10 protein-coding genes are annotated in these 15,494 nt (G+C 43.3%); 3 read left to right on the plus strand and 7 right to left on the minus strand.

The window, feature by feature from the left end:
• Nucleotides 1-157: 157 nt before the first annotated feature.
• The 3 genes from B9A91_RS00650 (at nt 158) to B9A91_RS00660 (ending at nt 4,978) form a co-directional block, all read left to right on the plus strand.
• Entirely contained in the window at nt 158-937 is a 780-nt protein-coding gene (locus B9A91_RS00650; protein WP_084236422.1) for an IclR family transcriptional regulator, read from the plus strand.
• A 39-nt stretch (nt 938-976) separates the two neighbouring features.
• Nucleotides 977-3,424, plus strand: a complete 2,448-nt coding sequence (locus B9A91_RS00655; RefSeq protein ID WP_084236424.1) for a mechanosensitive ion channel family protein — start codon at nt 977-979, stop codon at nt 3,422-3,424.
• Nucleotides 3,425-3,760: 336 nt separating this feature from the next.
• Nucleotides 3,761-4,978 (plus strand): thioredoxin fold domain-containing protein, encoded by a 1,218-nt coding sequence (locus B9A91_RS00660; protein ID WP_084236426.1) that lies wholly within the window; start codon nt 3,761-3,763, stop codon nt 4,976-4,978.
• 260 nt (nt 4,979-5,238) lie between these two features.
• Here the strand turns inward: B9A91_RS00660 and B9A91_RS00670 are convergent, their stop codons facing one another.
• The 7 genes from B9A91_RS00670 to B9A91_RS00700 form a co-directional block, all read right to left on the minus strand.
• Entirely contained in the window at nt 5,239-6,426 is a 1,188-nt protein-coding gene (locus B9A91_RS00670; RefSeq protein ID WP_084236430.1) for a TlpA family protein disulfide reductase, read from the minus strand.
• A gap of 1 nt (nt 6,427) precedes the next feature.
• Complete coding sequence (locus tag B9A91_RS00675; protein ID WP_084236431.1) at nt 6,428-7,585, minus strand: peroxiredoxin family protein; 1,158 nt, start codon at nt 7,583-7,585, stop codon at nt 6,428-6,430.
• Between the two features lie 39 nt (nt 7,586-7,624).
• Nucleotides 7,625-9,193 (minus strand): PKD-like family lipoprotein, encoded by a 1,569-nt coding sequence (locus B9A91_RS00680; protein ID WP_084236433.1) that lies wholly within the window; start codon nt 9,191-9,193, stop codon nt 7,625-7,627.
• A 43-nt stretch (nt 9,194-9,236) separates the two neighbouring features.
• Nucleotides 9,237-9,989 (minus strand): DUF4843 domain-containing protein, encoded by a 753-nt coding sequence (locus B9A91_RS00685; RefSeq protein WP_084236435.1) that lies wholly within the window; start codon nt 9,987-9,989, stop codon nt 9,237-9,239.
• Between the two features lie 11 nt (nt 9,990-10,000).
• A complete protein-coding gene (locus B9A91_RS00690; RefSeq protein WP_084236437.1) occupies nt 10,001-11,419 on the minus strand; it encodes a RagB/SusD family nutrient uptake outer membrane protein in 1,419 nt (472 codons plus the stop codon).
• A 9-nt stretch (nt 11,420-11,428) separates the two neighbouring features.
• Entirely contained in the window at nt 11,429-14,527 is a 3,099-nt protein-coding gene (locus B9A91_RS00695) for a SusC/RagA family TonB-linked outer membrane protein (protein ID WP_084236439.1), read from the minus strand.
• Between the two features lie 135 nt (nt 14,528-14,662).
• Complete coding sequence (locus B9A91_RS00700) at nt 14,663-15,451, minus strand: hypothetical protein (RefSeq protein WP_084236441.1); 789 nt, start codon at nt 15,449-15,451, stop codon at nt 14,663-14,665.
• Nucleotides 15,452-15,494 lie beyond the last annotated feature (43 nt).

Here is a 15,494-nt window from a genome sequence, read left to right on the forward strand (position 1 = left end):
ACAGCACATCGGTTTATAAATGGTTGATAATTCAAATATAAATATTTATTTCAAATATGAAAACATATATTTAGGTAACTTTTATGCCTATTTTAGAGGAGAAGCATTAAAAAGCATTTAGTATGTTTGTTAACGAAACCAATCATGAGCTAATTTTATGAAAGAAAAGGAAATGAAATACCAGGCACCGGCACTGGATAAAGGGCTGGATATTCTCGAATATTTGTCTGCTCAATCTATCCCACTTTCGCAAACAGAGATTGCCACAGGTATAGATAAAAGTCCGAACGAGATTTATCGCATGCTGATGAGCCTGGAAGGCCGGGGCTATATTTTAAGGGATGAGGTTTCTGGGAAGTACAGGCTGTCTTTAAAATTGTTTTACCTATCGCACCGCCATTCTCCTGTAGACGAACTTCGTAAAGCTGCACAGCACCCGCTGGAAGAACTGGCCAACACCGTGAGGCAGTCCTGTCACCTCAGCATTCTGTACATGAACCAGTTGATGGTCATTATCCACGCCAAAAGTCCGGGCCCTATAGCCCTTTCCATAGAAGAGGGGAACTTATTCCCTCTTCCATTAACCGCTTCAGGAAAGGTGTTACTGGCTTACATGCCCGATGCTGAGCGAGAAATTGTATTGAACGGCAACAGTATATACAACAGCTACGCCGATAAGGATAAGAAAAAGTTCCTGAGCTCATTAAAAGAGATACAGAAAAAGGGCGCTTACGTCAGGACCAGTGATCTGGCAGCCGGGGTAATAGATGTTTCCGTTCCTATCGGCCGGGGCAGCACCGGCGTCATCGCTTGCCTAACCGTATCCAGCCTCACCGCTTTAAATACCAATAAGGATATAGATAATGAGGATATCCTGGCAGAGGCCATTAAATCGGCCAAAAAGATCGAAGAGCGCATTGGAGTACCTGCCTTGTAATTCAATTTATTTACTTAACTTAAGGGTAAATTTCCCTCTATGAAATATCTTTTTCTTTTGCTCGTTCTTTTAGCGATCTCCAGCCATCTTGCCGCACAGCAGGATACTGTCCTGCAAAAGAAAGCCCAGGAATCCCCACTGGTAAAACAATTAAAAAAAATTGCTACCGACGGTGCCATTAAAAGCCGGCAGGAATTCAGTGAAGAGAGAATGGCCAACAGGCAGCGGATCATGCTTGGCTATGCCCGCAACCTGAACCAGCAGGCCAAACTGCTGCTCAAAAAAGCTATAGATACCAATTACCTGAACCAGTTTCTTAGGGATACTAAAAATTCGCTCGAAATTGTAAAGGATGGCATCTGGATCAATCCCGGCAGCAACCAGACCCAGCGCAACCTTACGGTATCTGCCGCAGTACTCACTGAGCTTTCTGCCAGACTGGCCAGACAAAAACAATTGCTCGATGCCTATGCAGCTAAGCTTACAACCATAAAGCTGAAAATAGATTCGCTTTCAAACGATCCCTCTGTTTATGCCTTGCCTTCAGATTCAGCAGGATTGATCAAGTATGTAAAAAGGATGTATGTAACGGCCAAAGAAATGGCCCCGGTGGATTCTGCCCTTGAAAAAGCAACAGCCAGCCTGGAAGAACTACAGTTAAGAACAGACCTTATGGCTTATGAGCTGCGTTCTGCACAGGGCGATATTGACATTTACAGTTCCAGGCTGTCAGCTCAGACCTTTAACCAGGAATTTCCCTATCTCTGGACCCCACCCTCAAAATCCAGACCTTTTGCTGAAATACTCGCTTTTTCCATTGCCAAGGAAAGTATGATGCTCAGGTTTTATGTGGAAAACCATTTGCTTTCCTTACTGCTCCTCTTTGCACTGATCTTTTGCTCCTGGTATTTCCTGCGCTCGCTTAAACGCCAGCTCCAACAGGAATCATTATTAAATCAGGATTATAATGAACAGCTGGTTGTACGGTACCCTTTGTTATCCGCAATTCTTATCGTCATTTCAATCTTTCAGTTCATCTTTCCTTCACCGCCTTTTATATTCAATACTGTGCTTTGGTTGGTTTCAGCCCTATGCCTGTGGTTCATTTTCTATCAGCACATCAGTCCTTACTGGCAGCGTTTCTGGACAGTAATTGTGCTGCTCTTTATGCTGGCAAGTGCCGAAAACTTCATTTTACAGGCCTCCAGACCAGAGCGTTACCTGATGCTTGCACTTGCTGTCGGTGGCAGCATTTATGCAGCTTTTATCCTTACTACCGTTCACAGGATTGAACTCAGGGAGAAAAAAATAAAATATGCCATTATCTTCCTGCTCATTCTGCAGGTAAGCGCTATACTGTTTAATCTTTTCGGGCGTTTCAACATTTCGAAAACGCTGTTGATAAGCGGATATATCGGTGTGGTTACCGCAATTGTTTTTTTATGGGTCATCCGTCTCATTAACCAGGGCCTTACACTGGCCTTCAAAGCCTATAAACAACCCAGTGCTCAGTTATTCTATGTAAATTTTGAGCGCGTAGGCGAAAACACGCCCTGGCCATTGTACCTGGTATTTGTTTTGGGATGGATTACGCTGGTGGCGCGCAACTTTTATAGCTTTAAACGTTTTTCTGTTCCCGTTATTGATTTCTTAACTTCCGACAGGACAATTGGCAGCTACAGCTTTTCCATTATGGGCCTGCTGGTCTTCATCCTGATCCTGTTTTGTTCCTTTGTACTCTCCAGACTGGTATCGTATTTTGCTACGGAACCCGATTCTTTTCATCAATCCGGAGAAAAACCTAAAAAACCGCTTGGCAGCTGGTTGCTCATAGTCAGGATATTCATCATTACCATAGGCCTTTTCTTTGCTTTTGCAGCTGCAGGTATCCCGCTGGATAAATTTGCAATTGTACTGGGGGCGCTGGGCGTTGGTGTAGGTTTGGGGCTGCAGGGGCTCGTCAACAACCTGATTAGCGGACTGATCATCTCCTTCGAAAGACCTGTAAATGTGGGTGACATCATAGAGATCAACGGAAAAATTGCCACCATGAAATCTATCGGTTTCAGGAGCAGTATAGTTACAAGTTCTGATGGTCCCAATGTAATTATACCCAATGGCGAGCTGCTGAGCAACCAGCTTATCAATTACAGCATGAGCAGAAATGTCAAAAAATGTAGTCTCATGGTGGGTGTAGCTTACGACAGTGACCTTGAAAACGTCCGCAACCAGCTCAAACAGATCTTGCAGGATGATGAAAGAATCCTCCATTTCCCTGCACCCGATGCTTTTTTCAAGGAATTTGGTGACAATGCCGTAGAAATAGAAGTGATTTACTGGGTCAGGAACATTAAGGAATATTTTGCTTTGAGAAGCGATCTGATATCCAGGATTACTACCGCCTTTAAAGCAGAAGGCATAGTTATTCCCTTTGCCCAGCAGGAAATTTTTGTTAAAAACCTGCCGGCCGACAATAGAGGAAAATAGATTTTCTAAGTTAAGAAACAATCCTGGTTACATCTGGCTATATTGCCCGTTTAACTACAGCATTTGCCTTTCTGCCTATCCTCCATTTGGATAGCATTATCCGCTATGTACCTTTAAACTATCAATTCGAATTTTTTCATAGTTTTAATATAAGGGTTGGTGTCTGAGTTGAGGGGCTCAGGCACCTTTTTTTATTTCAGGCCATTAATCTCTTTAAACCTAATTACACGAAGGCCATCCTGTTAAAAATATGTTAAAACCACCAATTTTATCGTCCAGACAATATAATTGCGTATCTTCAGCTAACTTTACAACTAACTTATAAATCACATTTCAATGAAAAAATTAATTTTATTATTTATGCTCCTCCCGTTTTTGGGACTGGCGCAGGATAAAGGAACCCATTTTGAACATGGACTATCCTGGCAACAGGTAAAAGAAAAAGCCAAAAAAGAGAACAAATATCTTTTTGTGGATTGTTTTACGACCTGGTGCGGTCCTTGTAAATACATGACCAGTACCATTTTTCCTCAGGAAAAAGTGGGTGATTTCTTTAACAAGAACTTTGTAAACGTAAAAGTTCAGTTCGATAAAACCAAGAATGACAGCGAAGAAGTAAAAAGCTGGTATGCCGATGCAGAGGCTATGAGTAAGGAGTACAACGTAAGGGCTTATCCTACTTTCCTGATCTTCTCGCCACAAGGTGAACTGGTACACAGAATTGTTGGCGGTGGTGATGCAGATGGATTTATTGCCAAAGCACAAAAGGCCCTGAACCCTGAGACGCAGTATTACACCATGCTGAAAAAATACGATAAAGGTAAACCTTCCCCGGAAGACCTGAAAAAACTTGTTGCCGTTGCAGAAGATGCTTACGATGAAGAAAATGCTTCGAAATATGCAGCTGCTTACCTGGCTACACAGAAAGACCTGTATACGAAGGCCAACCTGGAGTTTTTGAGCAAGTACATCAAAGACAGCAAAAGCAAAGGCTTTGAACTGATCATGAAAGATCCTAAGAAAGTAGATGCTGTACTTGGAAAAGGTAAATCAAATGAAATCCTGGGCGGTGTCATCCTTAAGGAGAACATTTATCCGGGCTTAAGAAAGCCAACTGCGAATATTGATTCATTAATTGCAGCAGCTACAGCCAAATATCCTACAGTTGATATCACAAAATCTACCGATCTCCTGAAGGTTCAGTTTTATCAGGGCACAAAAAAATGGGATAAATTTCAGCCTGCTGTAATGGCCTATATGAAAAAATATGGTACAGAAGTAAATGCCGAAATGCTAAATAACTTTGCATGGGCTGTTTTTGAGAACTGCAAAGATCCGGATTGCGTTGCCTCAGCATTGGTATGGAGCAAACGTAGTGTGGATGAAACGAAAGAGAAAGAGCCTATGTTTTTAGATACCTACGCCAACCTGCTTCATAAATCAGGTAAGAAAAATGAAGCAATCGCTATGCAACAGAAAGCAGTAGATCTGGTTCCTGCTGATAAAAAAGGTGAGTATCAGGCTACATTAGACAAAATGAAAAAAGGCATTTAATATTCTTTTGAATTTATCAATAAAAAAGGGGCTGCAATATTTGCAGCCCCTTTTTTATTGATGCAAACTGAATGGCCCTGGTAAACGCCTTGCATTGGCCTGGTATGGGGCTGACAGGGCCATGGTTATGCGCTGGTTCTGCCTTTGCTTCGGAAAAAGGTACTTTTTTGGAGCAAAGGCAGCATAATCTCCGAGCAAAGGGGGAAGATGGGTGGTGTAAGTACGGGTGTTGTACAATGCCAGGAGCAGACTAACAGCGGTTACAATGTACCAAATATTGCTTGCAACTGGCTTTTCAGTCCGGCACTAAATCCGGTGTACTTCTCTACTATTTTTCCTTCCCTGTCTATCAGATAGAGCGTTGGGATGCCCACAATCATAAAATCAGCCAGGGTTTTGTTTTTATCCGGGCTCAACACCTGCGTCCAGGGCATGTTTTCTTCTGCCATGGCTTTTTTCCAGGCCGCGATATCGGTATCTACAGATACACTCAGCACATCAAAGCCTTTGGTCTTATACTGCTCATACAACTCCTTTATTTCGGGGATTGCTTTTCGGCAGGGGCCACACCAGCTTGCCCAGAAATCGATCAATACGTATTTGCCTTTAAAACCACTGATGTCCACTTTTTTGCCTGAGGGGTCACTGTAAACAATCTGGGGTATTACACTCCCCTTCTTTAAGGCGTTTTTAATGGCATTCTGCTCCATAAATTCCTTTTTTAACTGCCTGGCCTCCTCCAGGTGAGGGTACTGTACAATAAGTCTGGCCAATTCTGCGGAAAAAAAATCAGCTTCTTTATCAGCGGGCAGCATGTTTAACAAATACACCAGCGCCGGATTGGTTGAATTGGCACCTATGAGCTGTTTAAGCCGCTGCAGCTCAAATTTCGCTTTCTGCATAATCAGCCCATTTGACCGCAGGTAATTATACCATGTGGTATCCTTTTTCATAAAATTTCTTGCTGCAAGCATTTCTCCGGTAAGCAGTTCCATTTCCTGGTCTGCCATATACTTCTGATGTATGGCAGTCTGAATCAGCTGTGTGCGGGACGATTGACTTTGCACCAACACAAAACCGGAGTTTTTAGCCTTGGTACGCGCAGTATCGTATCCGCGGGCGCTAATGCTTACATTTTGATCTGACCAGAAAGTCGCGGTCTGCCATTTCAAAATATCCAGCTGATACAGGCCGGAAGCCTTTGGTTTTACTGTCAGGCTAAAAGTGCCGTCTGCGTTTACCTTAACAGAATCGACCAGTTTTTTACCTTTACCTATCCCCTTGTACAGCCATACCAGGTTATATTTCTTAAATATATCGGGATTTAAAAATGTGACCTTACCTTTTATGCTCAGTGTTTTAGCGGTTTGCGCTTTTAAAGGTACACCGCAAAACAGTAATGCTATGGTAAGCAATACGTATATTGCTTTATGCTGGTATTGCTGCATCCTAGTTGTTAAAAATGGTTTTCAGTTTAGCATCCAGTTCTTTACCGCCTGAACCAACCCATTTGGCTACGATTTTCCCCTCCTTATCCAGCAGTATCTGGGTTGGATACGCATCAATACTGTAGAGTTGTACAACATCCTGTTTCATGCCGGTTTCATTGTTTAAAACATTCGTCCAGGTCAGCCCATCTTTTTCAACAGCTTCCTTCCAGACTTTTTCGGCCTGTGCCTGTCCGCTTACTTTTTCGCTCGCCACACCCAGAATCTCAAAACCCTTTGCTGCATATTTTGTGTAGAGCTCCTTTAAATGCGGGTTTGCCGCACGGCAAGGGCCGCACCAGCTTCCCCAGAAATCGAGCAATACATATTTGCCCCTGAACTGCGATAGGCTTACCGGCTTACCGTTTACATCAGGCTTGGTAAAATCTGGTGCAGGACCGCCCGAGTTCATCACCTTCAAAGAAGCGATCTTCTCGGCAAGGCCCTTGGCATAGCGTGTATTTTTGTACGTCGGGGCCAACCCGTTGTAGGCAGCTTCCAGTTCTGCGGCGCTGTAATCCTTTGCGGTTAAAGACAGATAATACAAACTGGCAAAAGCTTCAGGATGTGCTTTAATGAACTTTTTACGGCCGTCCATAATTGCTTTTCTGTTTTCCAGCATTTTTGGCCCGATCTCGTTCATGGCATCTTTAACCCCCATTATCCGGGATTCCACCATTTGTTTCTGCAAACTGGCCATTTGTTTCATCAAAGGCTCTTCAGCTTTACGGAACTGCGTAAAACTATCGTTCAGTGCATCACCGGTTACCGAAGCCAGGTTCAGCTCAAGGGCCGAACCGCTAATGCTTAGTTTAGCCCCTTTGCTGAGCACAATATCCAAAGGAGGTGCAGGCTGGTACATACCGGTTTTGCCACCACCAAGGTACAGGTTGCGGTCTACACTGGTATTGATGGAAGTTACAAAAGGTTCATCTCCAGCCGGTCCGCTCAGTTCAAATTCATTGTTTCTGGCATCAACAGTAATGGCACCTTCTGTGCCGCGCAGGATGATTTTTTCGTTTCCCTGCCCGGCTAAATTCCCTTTAATACTATAGTTTTGGGCCTGTACGGCTAAAACGCTGCAAAGCAAGGCTAGCGTTAATGTGATTTTTCTTTTCATTTATATTTATGCTTATTATTCTTAGATATGCTGGATGTATTAGAGACTCCATTTATAGGTCATGTCGGTAATTTTTCCGAATCCCGTATAAACACGCTCTGTAGATTTGCTGATAGTGCCGCTGGTTGGGTCAATGCCATAGGCATAGACTTTACCTGTTTTGGTGCTGCCGTTCCAGGTACCTATATAAACCACTGTATTTGGTCGGGGCAATAACAGGCTTGTTACCGCTGCGTTGTAGTAAAACTTCTGTAGGCGCACGCAGGTTACTTCCTCGTTAACCGGGGCATTCCATTCTACCGTTGCTGCTCCGCCTTGCATATAACGGTGCAGATAAACTGCATTGGCAGTACCCATTAGCGTATAGTTTCCGCCAAAAGCAGCAGCGAGTGTTCTTACCGGAGTGGCAATTGGAATACCGGTTATATTATATTTACCGCTTGCAATCTGGTTTGCTGCAGCGGTGGTAAAATTGCTGACCAGCAGATAGCGGTCGGTGCTGTTTTTCATGATGCTATATTCATAACCAACTGCTGGGGTACCATTGCCCCGGCCCCAGTCAAAAGCTTCTGCATCCAGCCCAACATTATTGACATCAAAAGGCGCAGTTTGCAGCTGCGTGGCAAATGACTGCACCGCTGTTCCGCTGGCAGGTACATTCAGGAATTTTTTAGCCGTCTTATCATAAACTACCGCCTCGTAGCTGGCTCCAAATGCCGTGGCTGACCATTTTTCAAGTTCTCCATAATTCCCATTGTATGGGGAGCCGAAAAAATTCACCCTGCTGGTGCCCGACTGGTTGTAATTTGCCGCATGTATTCTGTTGTTATAAATGGCAACCTCTTTTCGGCCATTACTGGCCGATACACTTTGAATTTCACCACCTGGCATATAGTTCCAGAACAATTTATCGATAGGATAAAAAACCAGGAAAGACGATTTTTCCACAGCTACAAAATCACGTGCAGATGCGATGAGTACTTCTGCTGTAGCAATTGGTGCTGAAGAATGCAACAGCGCACGGGGTTCACCGGAAAGCGCCGCACCATTGGAAGCAGCAATCATGTCGGCAAAAGTCCGTGTTTGTACAACCCCTTTCTTTGTCCAGTCGTCTACGATCAGCCCCACGTCGGTATTTCCGTTTTTTTCATAAAGCAGCATCCAGCCATCCGAAAGTTGCTCATCCACCTGAACATTAAATTTCATATAGGTTTCTACATTTGTGCCCATATTTTTCACACCCAGCACGACAATCCACCTTCCGGCCGGTTTTGAGATTTGCTTGCGCAATTTGATTTCATTGGACAAAGTATCACGTGAATATACCTGTCCACCAGAGGTACCCTGATAAATTGCCCAGGTAAATTGCAACTTGTCTTTCACCTGGTCTGGGCTGGTTATTTCTGCTCCGTTAAAAAAAATTTTAGGGTCGATGTTCAGTTCATCGTACCTGTATATGGCATAAGACTCCTTGATGTTTCTATTTGCTGTGTCGATCAGCACTTCTTCCAAAGGTTTATAATCATAATTCCCTTTGTCTTTGTAACAGGAAGTACAAAAAAGGCTGGCCCCCAATACCCATAGGGCTATATTATTTATCAATTTCATTTTTCTGCAGTTTTAATGATTGAACATGTTCATTTGTATAGCGCTATGGAAATACAATGGGAATATTATTTTCATCCAGTAAATCCTTTCCATTGTCGGCCTTGTATTTCTCCAATGCTATTTTACATTGGCTCTGCAAGGCCCTGGCATGAATTTCGGTAATCGTATTTGGCTCCAGTTCAGGGTTCACCGCAACAGTTCTGTATACTGCAAAGTTGGACATGCCTGTGACCTGAATCACAAATTTGTATTTCTCATTGCTGTAAACCCCGAAGAAGTTGCGTAGCGGCAGGTAAGGCAGCGCAGCATTTTCCCAGTTATCTGGTTTGGTAACAGCATTTTTGAAGATGATACGTAAGCTGGATTGCTCTTTTACCGCAGGCTGAAATACAGTTGTTGACTTCACCTGAAAAGTAACTTTCAGGTCCTTATTAAGAAACAAATTCTTGTCGATAGGCTTATCTACATACAACACAAAATTCCCTTCCGATTTTCCGGCAGGCACGCTATAGGAACCAAAAGAAAAATTCAGGAGTTTGGCATCATTGTCGGAAGTGGACAGTTCAAATTTCCGGTCCTGGTTAGCAGGATAACCCGCAATACGGTAATAAAACAATATAGAATCTTTGTTTCCGGAACTGTAGGCAAAATTATGGGTTATACTGTCCAGTACACTTCCTCTTGTACCTAACCAGATATTTAAAAATGGAACTTCTTCTTCGAAATACTGTAATTCGTTCCTTTTGCAACCTGCCAGGGCTATGAACAACAGCAGGATCATATATCTTTTTTTCATCTCTTTATTTTTTAACGGTTACTGTTGCGGTTGGCCGCATCATATTCAGATACAGGTAAAGGAAGGATGTAGGCTTTTATGGCAACCAGATCTTTGCCCGTACCGGCAATGATTGCCTTGTTTAACCTCTTATATTGATGAAACAATTGTCCCTCGCCAAAAAACTCCTTCCTGAATTCAGTAAGATAGGTGGCCGTAGGGTCTGCAGGCTCTGCACCCAGTGCCGCAACTCCCCTGGCCTGGCGCACTTTATTTAATGCCTCTATAATGCCTTTTCCTTCTGCCAGATTTGAGCCGGCAATGATGAAATACATTTCGGCCAGTTTAACAAGCGCACTCTTGTTCCGGTAATATAGATTCTGGGTAGTAGGTTCACTGTATTTGAGGAGGTAACGGTTACTGGCACTGCTTCCCGTTCCCTGAGCAAAAAGATAGCTGAACCGGTAGTCGCTGGAATTGTTTTCGTAATAGGAACCAAGCGTGGTTGCGTTTAAAGAAAAAACATTGGTACCCTCCTGTGACAAGTTTTGTATGGCATAATTGAACTGATTGAAAATATGGAGTCCAAAAATATGTTCAGGGGCACCGGTAAAATCAACACCGTTAAGAAAATTTGCCTGGGTTGAAAAACTGAACTTACCTGAATTGATAACCGTATTTGCCGCAGTGCGGGCTTTGTCATATTCACCTGTATTGTAATACAAACGGGCCATCAGGGCTTCCACTGCATAATAATTGAGATGTACCTGCCTGTTGATCAGATATCCGTTATCTACTCCCTCAGTAATTACCTTTCCGGTAAAGATCGGGTCTGCCTTCAGCAATGCTTTAGCTGCCTCCAGATCCTTCAATATGAAAACATAGGTTTCCTTAACTGTAGATTGCGGAGTTTGTTTTGCTGCATATTGAAACACATAAGGGATGGCTGGTTTATTCGGATCTATCAGGTATGATGCACCGAAAAGTCTGACCAGCTCAAAATGCAGGAATGCCCTCAATGCCAGTGTTTCCCCTTTTATGATTGCATAATTATCGCCCGAAAATACCTGCTGCTTCGCATCAATCTGATCCAGTAGGTTGTTGGCATTGCTAATGGCCTGGTAAAGGCCAAGCCATACATCGTTAATGCGGCCCTGCACCGCAGTGCTCCCGTACTCGTACTCCCCGTCCTCATTGTAAGCCGTAGCGTAGGCCGACCATTCGTGCGAAAGTACCCCGATCATGCCATATTGTAGCTCCTTGCCATACAATTTCGGATCTGTGATCAGTGTATATATACCGGCGAGGGCTTCCTTGAAACCAGATTCTGTTTTAAACAGTTCGGAAGATTTAATTTGTGAATTGGGCTCCACATCCAACCATTTGTTGCAGGACGATACCAGTCCGGAAACAAAACACAGCAATATTAAATATATAAATCTTGTATTCATGTCCTTAGATTAAAAAGTGGTTTGTAAAGAGAATGAAAAACTGCGCGCAAAAGGATAATCAGTTCCGCGCTCTATTCTAATGGTTGAAAGCACAAAGGCTTCATTCATAAAAACTGAACATTTCAGGTTTTGAAGCCCGAAGCGCTTCAGGTTTTTCCATTTAAAGTCGTAATAAGCATTTACAGAAGAAAGGGTCAGATCGCTCTTGTGCTGAACTAAACGTGTGGTAGCGCGGGTTTGGCTTGCATTAACGGAAATCCTTTTAAACGGCACCCGATCTCCCGGATTGAGCCAGGTATTGTTAAACACCCTTGTATCTACGTTATTTGCAATGTTCACGTTTTCTACCCGGTTGGCCAAGGTAGCATTGTAATAATCTTCTCCGATGGTATACCTGAAAGTTGCGCTCAATCCCCAGCCCCGATACTCCATATTAAGGCCAAAATTGCCACGCAGTTGCGGATCTGTAACCCCAGCCACCACCTGATCGTTCGGGCTCCACTCAAAAGTTGTACTGCCATCCTTTGCACGGTACATTTCACGGCCGGTAGCCGGATCTATTCCTAAAGAAGGAACAGCCCAGATTGAGGAAAGGGACTGGCCTTCTTCGAAACGGGTAACCGGAGCGTTGGAAGCACCGGCACGCTCGTCCTGTTCTTTATTCAGCTGTTTCAGCCCATCAGAGATCTTTGTGATTTTGTTCTGATTGTGGGCCAATGAACCAAAAACTGAGAGGTATGACTGGGTTTTTGGGTTACGGTACACCTGGTAACTCACTGTTCCTTCGTAACCGGTATTTCTTAATGCACCCAGGTTTTCCTTGTAACTGTTGTAGCCTGTTGATGGTGGAAGGGTAAGATCAGTAAGCAGGTTATTGGTATTGCTCAGGTAATAGTCAAAACGAACATTCAGACGTTTCTTAATATTGATATCGACACCAATATTGTTATCAATCTTTTGCTGCCAGCGCAGGTTATCGTTAGCCAATGCCGTTAAATAAGTACCGGAAATGTTATCGTAGTTGCTGTTGGTAAACAAAGTATAAGTTGCCATAGCCTGGTAGGGATTGAAATTCTGACTTCCCGTTGAACCTTTCGAAGCCCTTAATTTCAGCATATCAAAAAGGCCCGTCTTTTTGATAAAACCTTCATTATGCAGGTTCCAGCCAAGGCCTACCGACCAAAAAGTCCCCCAACGGTTGTTGGCCCCAAAAACAGAAGAAGCATTCCTCCTTACACTTACGTCTATGAGGTAACGGTTGTCATAAGCATAACTTCCAAAAGCCAGGATTCCCAGTTCGCGCTGAACATTCTCTGTACCGGATGGTACACCATTCAAGGCGTATTGACTGGCAAAAGATATAAAATCAACCCTGTTGTTTAAAAAGCCTTCTGCAGCCATGCCATGAGTTAAGCCTTGTATGGCGCCTATATTGGCGCCTCCGTTTACCAACACAAGGTGCTTATCCCACATTTTTGTCCAATTAGCGAAAACATCTGAATTTAAATTCGTACTCTTACCGTCTGTCATGGTATAGGAGCCCCTTCTGTAAAAATTTTCTCCAGTCATTTCTGTAAACCGCGTATGGTCTCCCGGATAAAAAACTTCAGCGGAATTGCGGTTTTGTGTAAACCCGACACGTGCAGTGATCCTTAAATCTTTAGAAGCCTGCCATTCTGTATAAAAGTTTTCAGTTACCTCCGTATAGGTAGAAAAATCTTTGGTATTGAGCGTGGCATTATACAGGGGGTTATAATAATATGTAGTTGCACCGGAAGGGGTTGATTTAAATTCTCCAAGCACTTTGTTGATCCTACCGAATTCATCGACCGGTGCCCAATAAGGATTTAAACGGGTATACTCGCCAAAACTTCCGTATGGCGAATTCACGGACTTATTGAAATTCAGGTTCAGAATATTTCTGAAAATCAGTTTTCCGCTTCTGTAGGACAGGTTGACAGAACCTCCCATGTTGTCCCTTTTTGAGCCCTTCATTACACCCACCAGATTGTTATAATTCAGGTCTATCCCATACCGCATATTTGGGTCGCCACCTTCCAGGTACAAGCCATGCTTGGTACCCAGGCCTACCCTTAAGGGTTTGGAAAGCCAGTAGGTGTTTACACCACGTGCAATATCAGTTGCTATAGCGTTGTACTGTTCGGTTAGGAATTGCTGGATGAGTGGTGAGCCGGATGTATACCTTCCAGCATTTTTCTCTACCTGCAGCTTTTCAGACGCATTGGTCAGGTGGTAGGAAGTAAGATCAGGCACTTCAAGGTTAAAGTTGTTGTTATAGGTAATGCGCAGCTTACCTTCCTTCGGCGCGATCGTTTCGATAACCAATACGCCATTGGCAGCCTTGGATCCATAAATTGCCTTTGCAGATGCATCACGCAATATGGTTATGGATGCTACACGGTTCATATCCAGATCATAAATCTTCTGCAGGCTTGATTCAAAGCCATCTAAAATGAACAATGGTAAATTTGGGTTTCCAGAATATTCACCACGCACATCGTCCAGGCCTGCCTGGCCCCTTAATTGTATATCCGGAAGTATATTCGGGTTAGAGCCTAGCGACAGGTTTTCTGTGAGTACAAAAGAAGGGTCCAGATTTTGTAAGCTCTGTAGTATATTTTTATTTCCTACCCTTTTTAAGTCCTCTCCGCTAAAAGTAGATGCACTTCCTGTAAAACTCTCTTTAGTCCTTTTGGTATAACCGGTTACAATCACCTCATCCAGTTCATCAGTAGATTCTTTCAGGCTAATGATCAGCGGCAATTTGGTGTCCGGAGTTAAAACGATCTCCTGACTCTTAAATCCAATGCTGGAAATGAGCAGCGTTGCCCCCGGTTTATCCGGTGAAATGATAAACTCCCCTGAGTTGTTGGTGGAGGTTGCAATTTTCTGATTTCCTTTTATAGAAATTTTAACACCGGGCAAAGGCTGCTTATTCGCATCGATCACTCTCCCCAGAATTTTGGAAACAACCTGGAACTGCGTTGCCGGCACCTGACTATACAGTCGTTGCGGCGTAGTAGCCAGTCCGAGAATTGCAAGACTGAGCATAGCCCTTTTAACGCTTAAAGTAAAATTTTTATTCATATGTTGTGGTTTAGGTTATATTTTCGGCAGATTTTGGCATAAGCAGATTGCCCTGTGACATTTTTTTGAAAATATCCAGTTCAGATTTAGCTTTGGGCTAAAATCCAGTTGTTAAAACACGAAAAGTGAAGGTCTTTAATTAAAGCAGATCTTGACTTTGTTGTCTTTGACAGAATACGAAAACATCATCTTTTCAGACATGTCATTCAATAAATCAGGAAGGGAAATTGCTTCAAACCGCGCAGTATAAGTTTTCGAAATTCCTGCTACACCCGTTCCGGCACATGGTTCCAATACCACTCCACATTCTTCACGCAGTAAAACTGCCAGCCGTTGAAAAGTGATATCATGAACATCAAGGTTCAGCAGGACCACCTTGTTAGAATCTATGTCATTGATCAGTTTGCGTAGTGCTACCTTGTTGACCATAAAATTCTCTAGCTTAGTGGCTTTCACGAAAAGAGGCTTTTTCTCCAAATTTACTGTATCGATCTTGGCTAGGGTTTGAGCTGGTTTGTTTCTGATGGTTTTTCTTTCATAACTGGTAATAGTTTTAGTGTTTATACCTGAATGAAAAATGTGCGTCTGGGCTTTTCCGGCGCTGGTATCAACTTGCCCGGGTTGAGAAACTGCAGCTGTTACAGTGGTTCGTTCTGTTTTTTCCGGCCCGCTGCTATAATGGTAAAAACCAACTACCACAGCTATTGCTGCTGCAGCGGCTGCCCACCATTTAAATGTGCCAGAGCTTTTCATAACTGTTTCGTCATCCCGAAGATGTTGATCAACATGGCCGTCCCATTCGTTTACCAAAAAATTCTCAAAATCGGCACGATTGTTCGAATCCAATATCCATTCTTCAACAGCTTGCGATTCAGCTGCGGAACATTGTTTTTCGAAATACCGTTTTAATAATTTTTTGCTCACTTTTCAATCTAATTACACACTATACAGTTGAAAGAATATTTAC

This window comes from Pedobacter africanus, assembly GCF_900176535.1.
Classification (GTDB): Bacteria; Bacteroidota; Bacteroidia; order Sphingobacteriales; family Sphingobacteriaceae; genus Pedobacter; species Pedobacter africanus.

What these genes read in the sequence shown, in the direction of transcription:
- B9A91_RS00650 (WP_084236422.1), top strand. Translation starts at nt 158, where the DNA reads ATGAAAGAAAAGGAAATGAAATACCAGGCACCGGCACTGGATAAAGGG.
- B9A91_RS00655 (WP_084236424.1), top strand. Translation starts at nt 977, where the DNA reads ATGAAATATCTTTTTCTTTTGCTCGTTCTTTTAGCGATCTCCAGCCAT.
- B9A91_RS00660 (WP_084236426.1), top strand. Translation starts at nt 3,761, where the DNA reads ATGAAAAAATTAATTTTATTATTTATGCTCCTCCCGTTTTTGGGACTG.
- B9A91_RS00670 (WP_084236430.1), bottom strand. Translation starts at nt 6,426, where the DNA reads ATGCAGCAATACCAGCATAAAGCAATATACGTATTGCTTACCATAGCA.
- B9A91_RS00675 (WP_084236431.1), bottom strand. Translation starts at nt 7,585, where the DNA reads ATGAAAAGAAAAATCACATTAACGCTAGCCTTGCTTTGCAGCGTTTTA.
- B9A91_RS00680 (WP_084236433.1), bottom strand. Translation starts at nt 9,193, where the DNA reads ATGAAATTGATAAATAATATAGCCCTATGGGTATTGGGGGCCAGCCTT.
- B9A91_RS00685 (WP_084236435.1), bottom strand. Translation starts at nt 9,989, where the DNA reads ATGAAAAAAAGATATATGATCCTGCTGTTGTTCATAGCCCTGGCAGGT.
- B9A91_RS00690 (WP_084236437.1), bottom strand. Translation starts at nt 11,419, where the DNA reads ATGAATACAAGATTTATATATTTAATATTGCTGTGTTTTGTTTCCGGA.
- B9A91_RS00695 (WP_084236439.1), bottom strand. Translation starts at nt 14,527, where the DNA reads ATGAATAAAAATTTTACTTTAAGCGTTAAAAGGGCTATGCTCAGTCTT.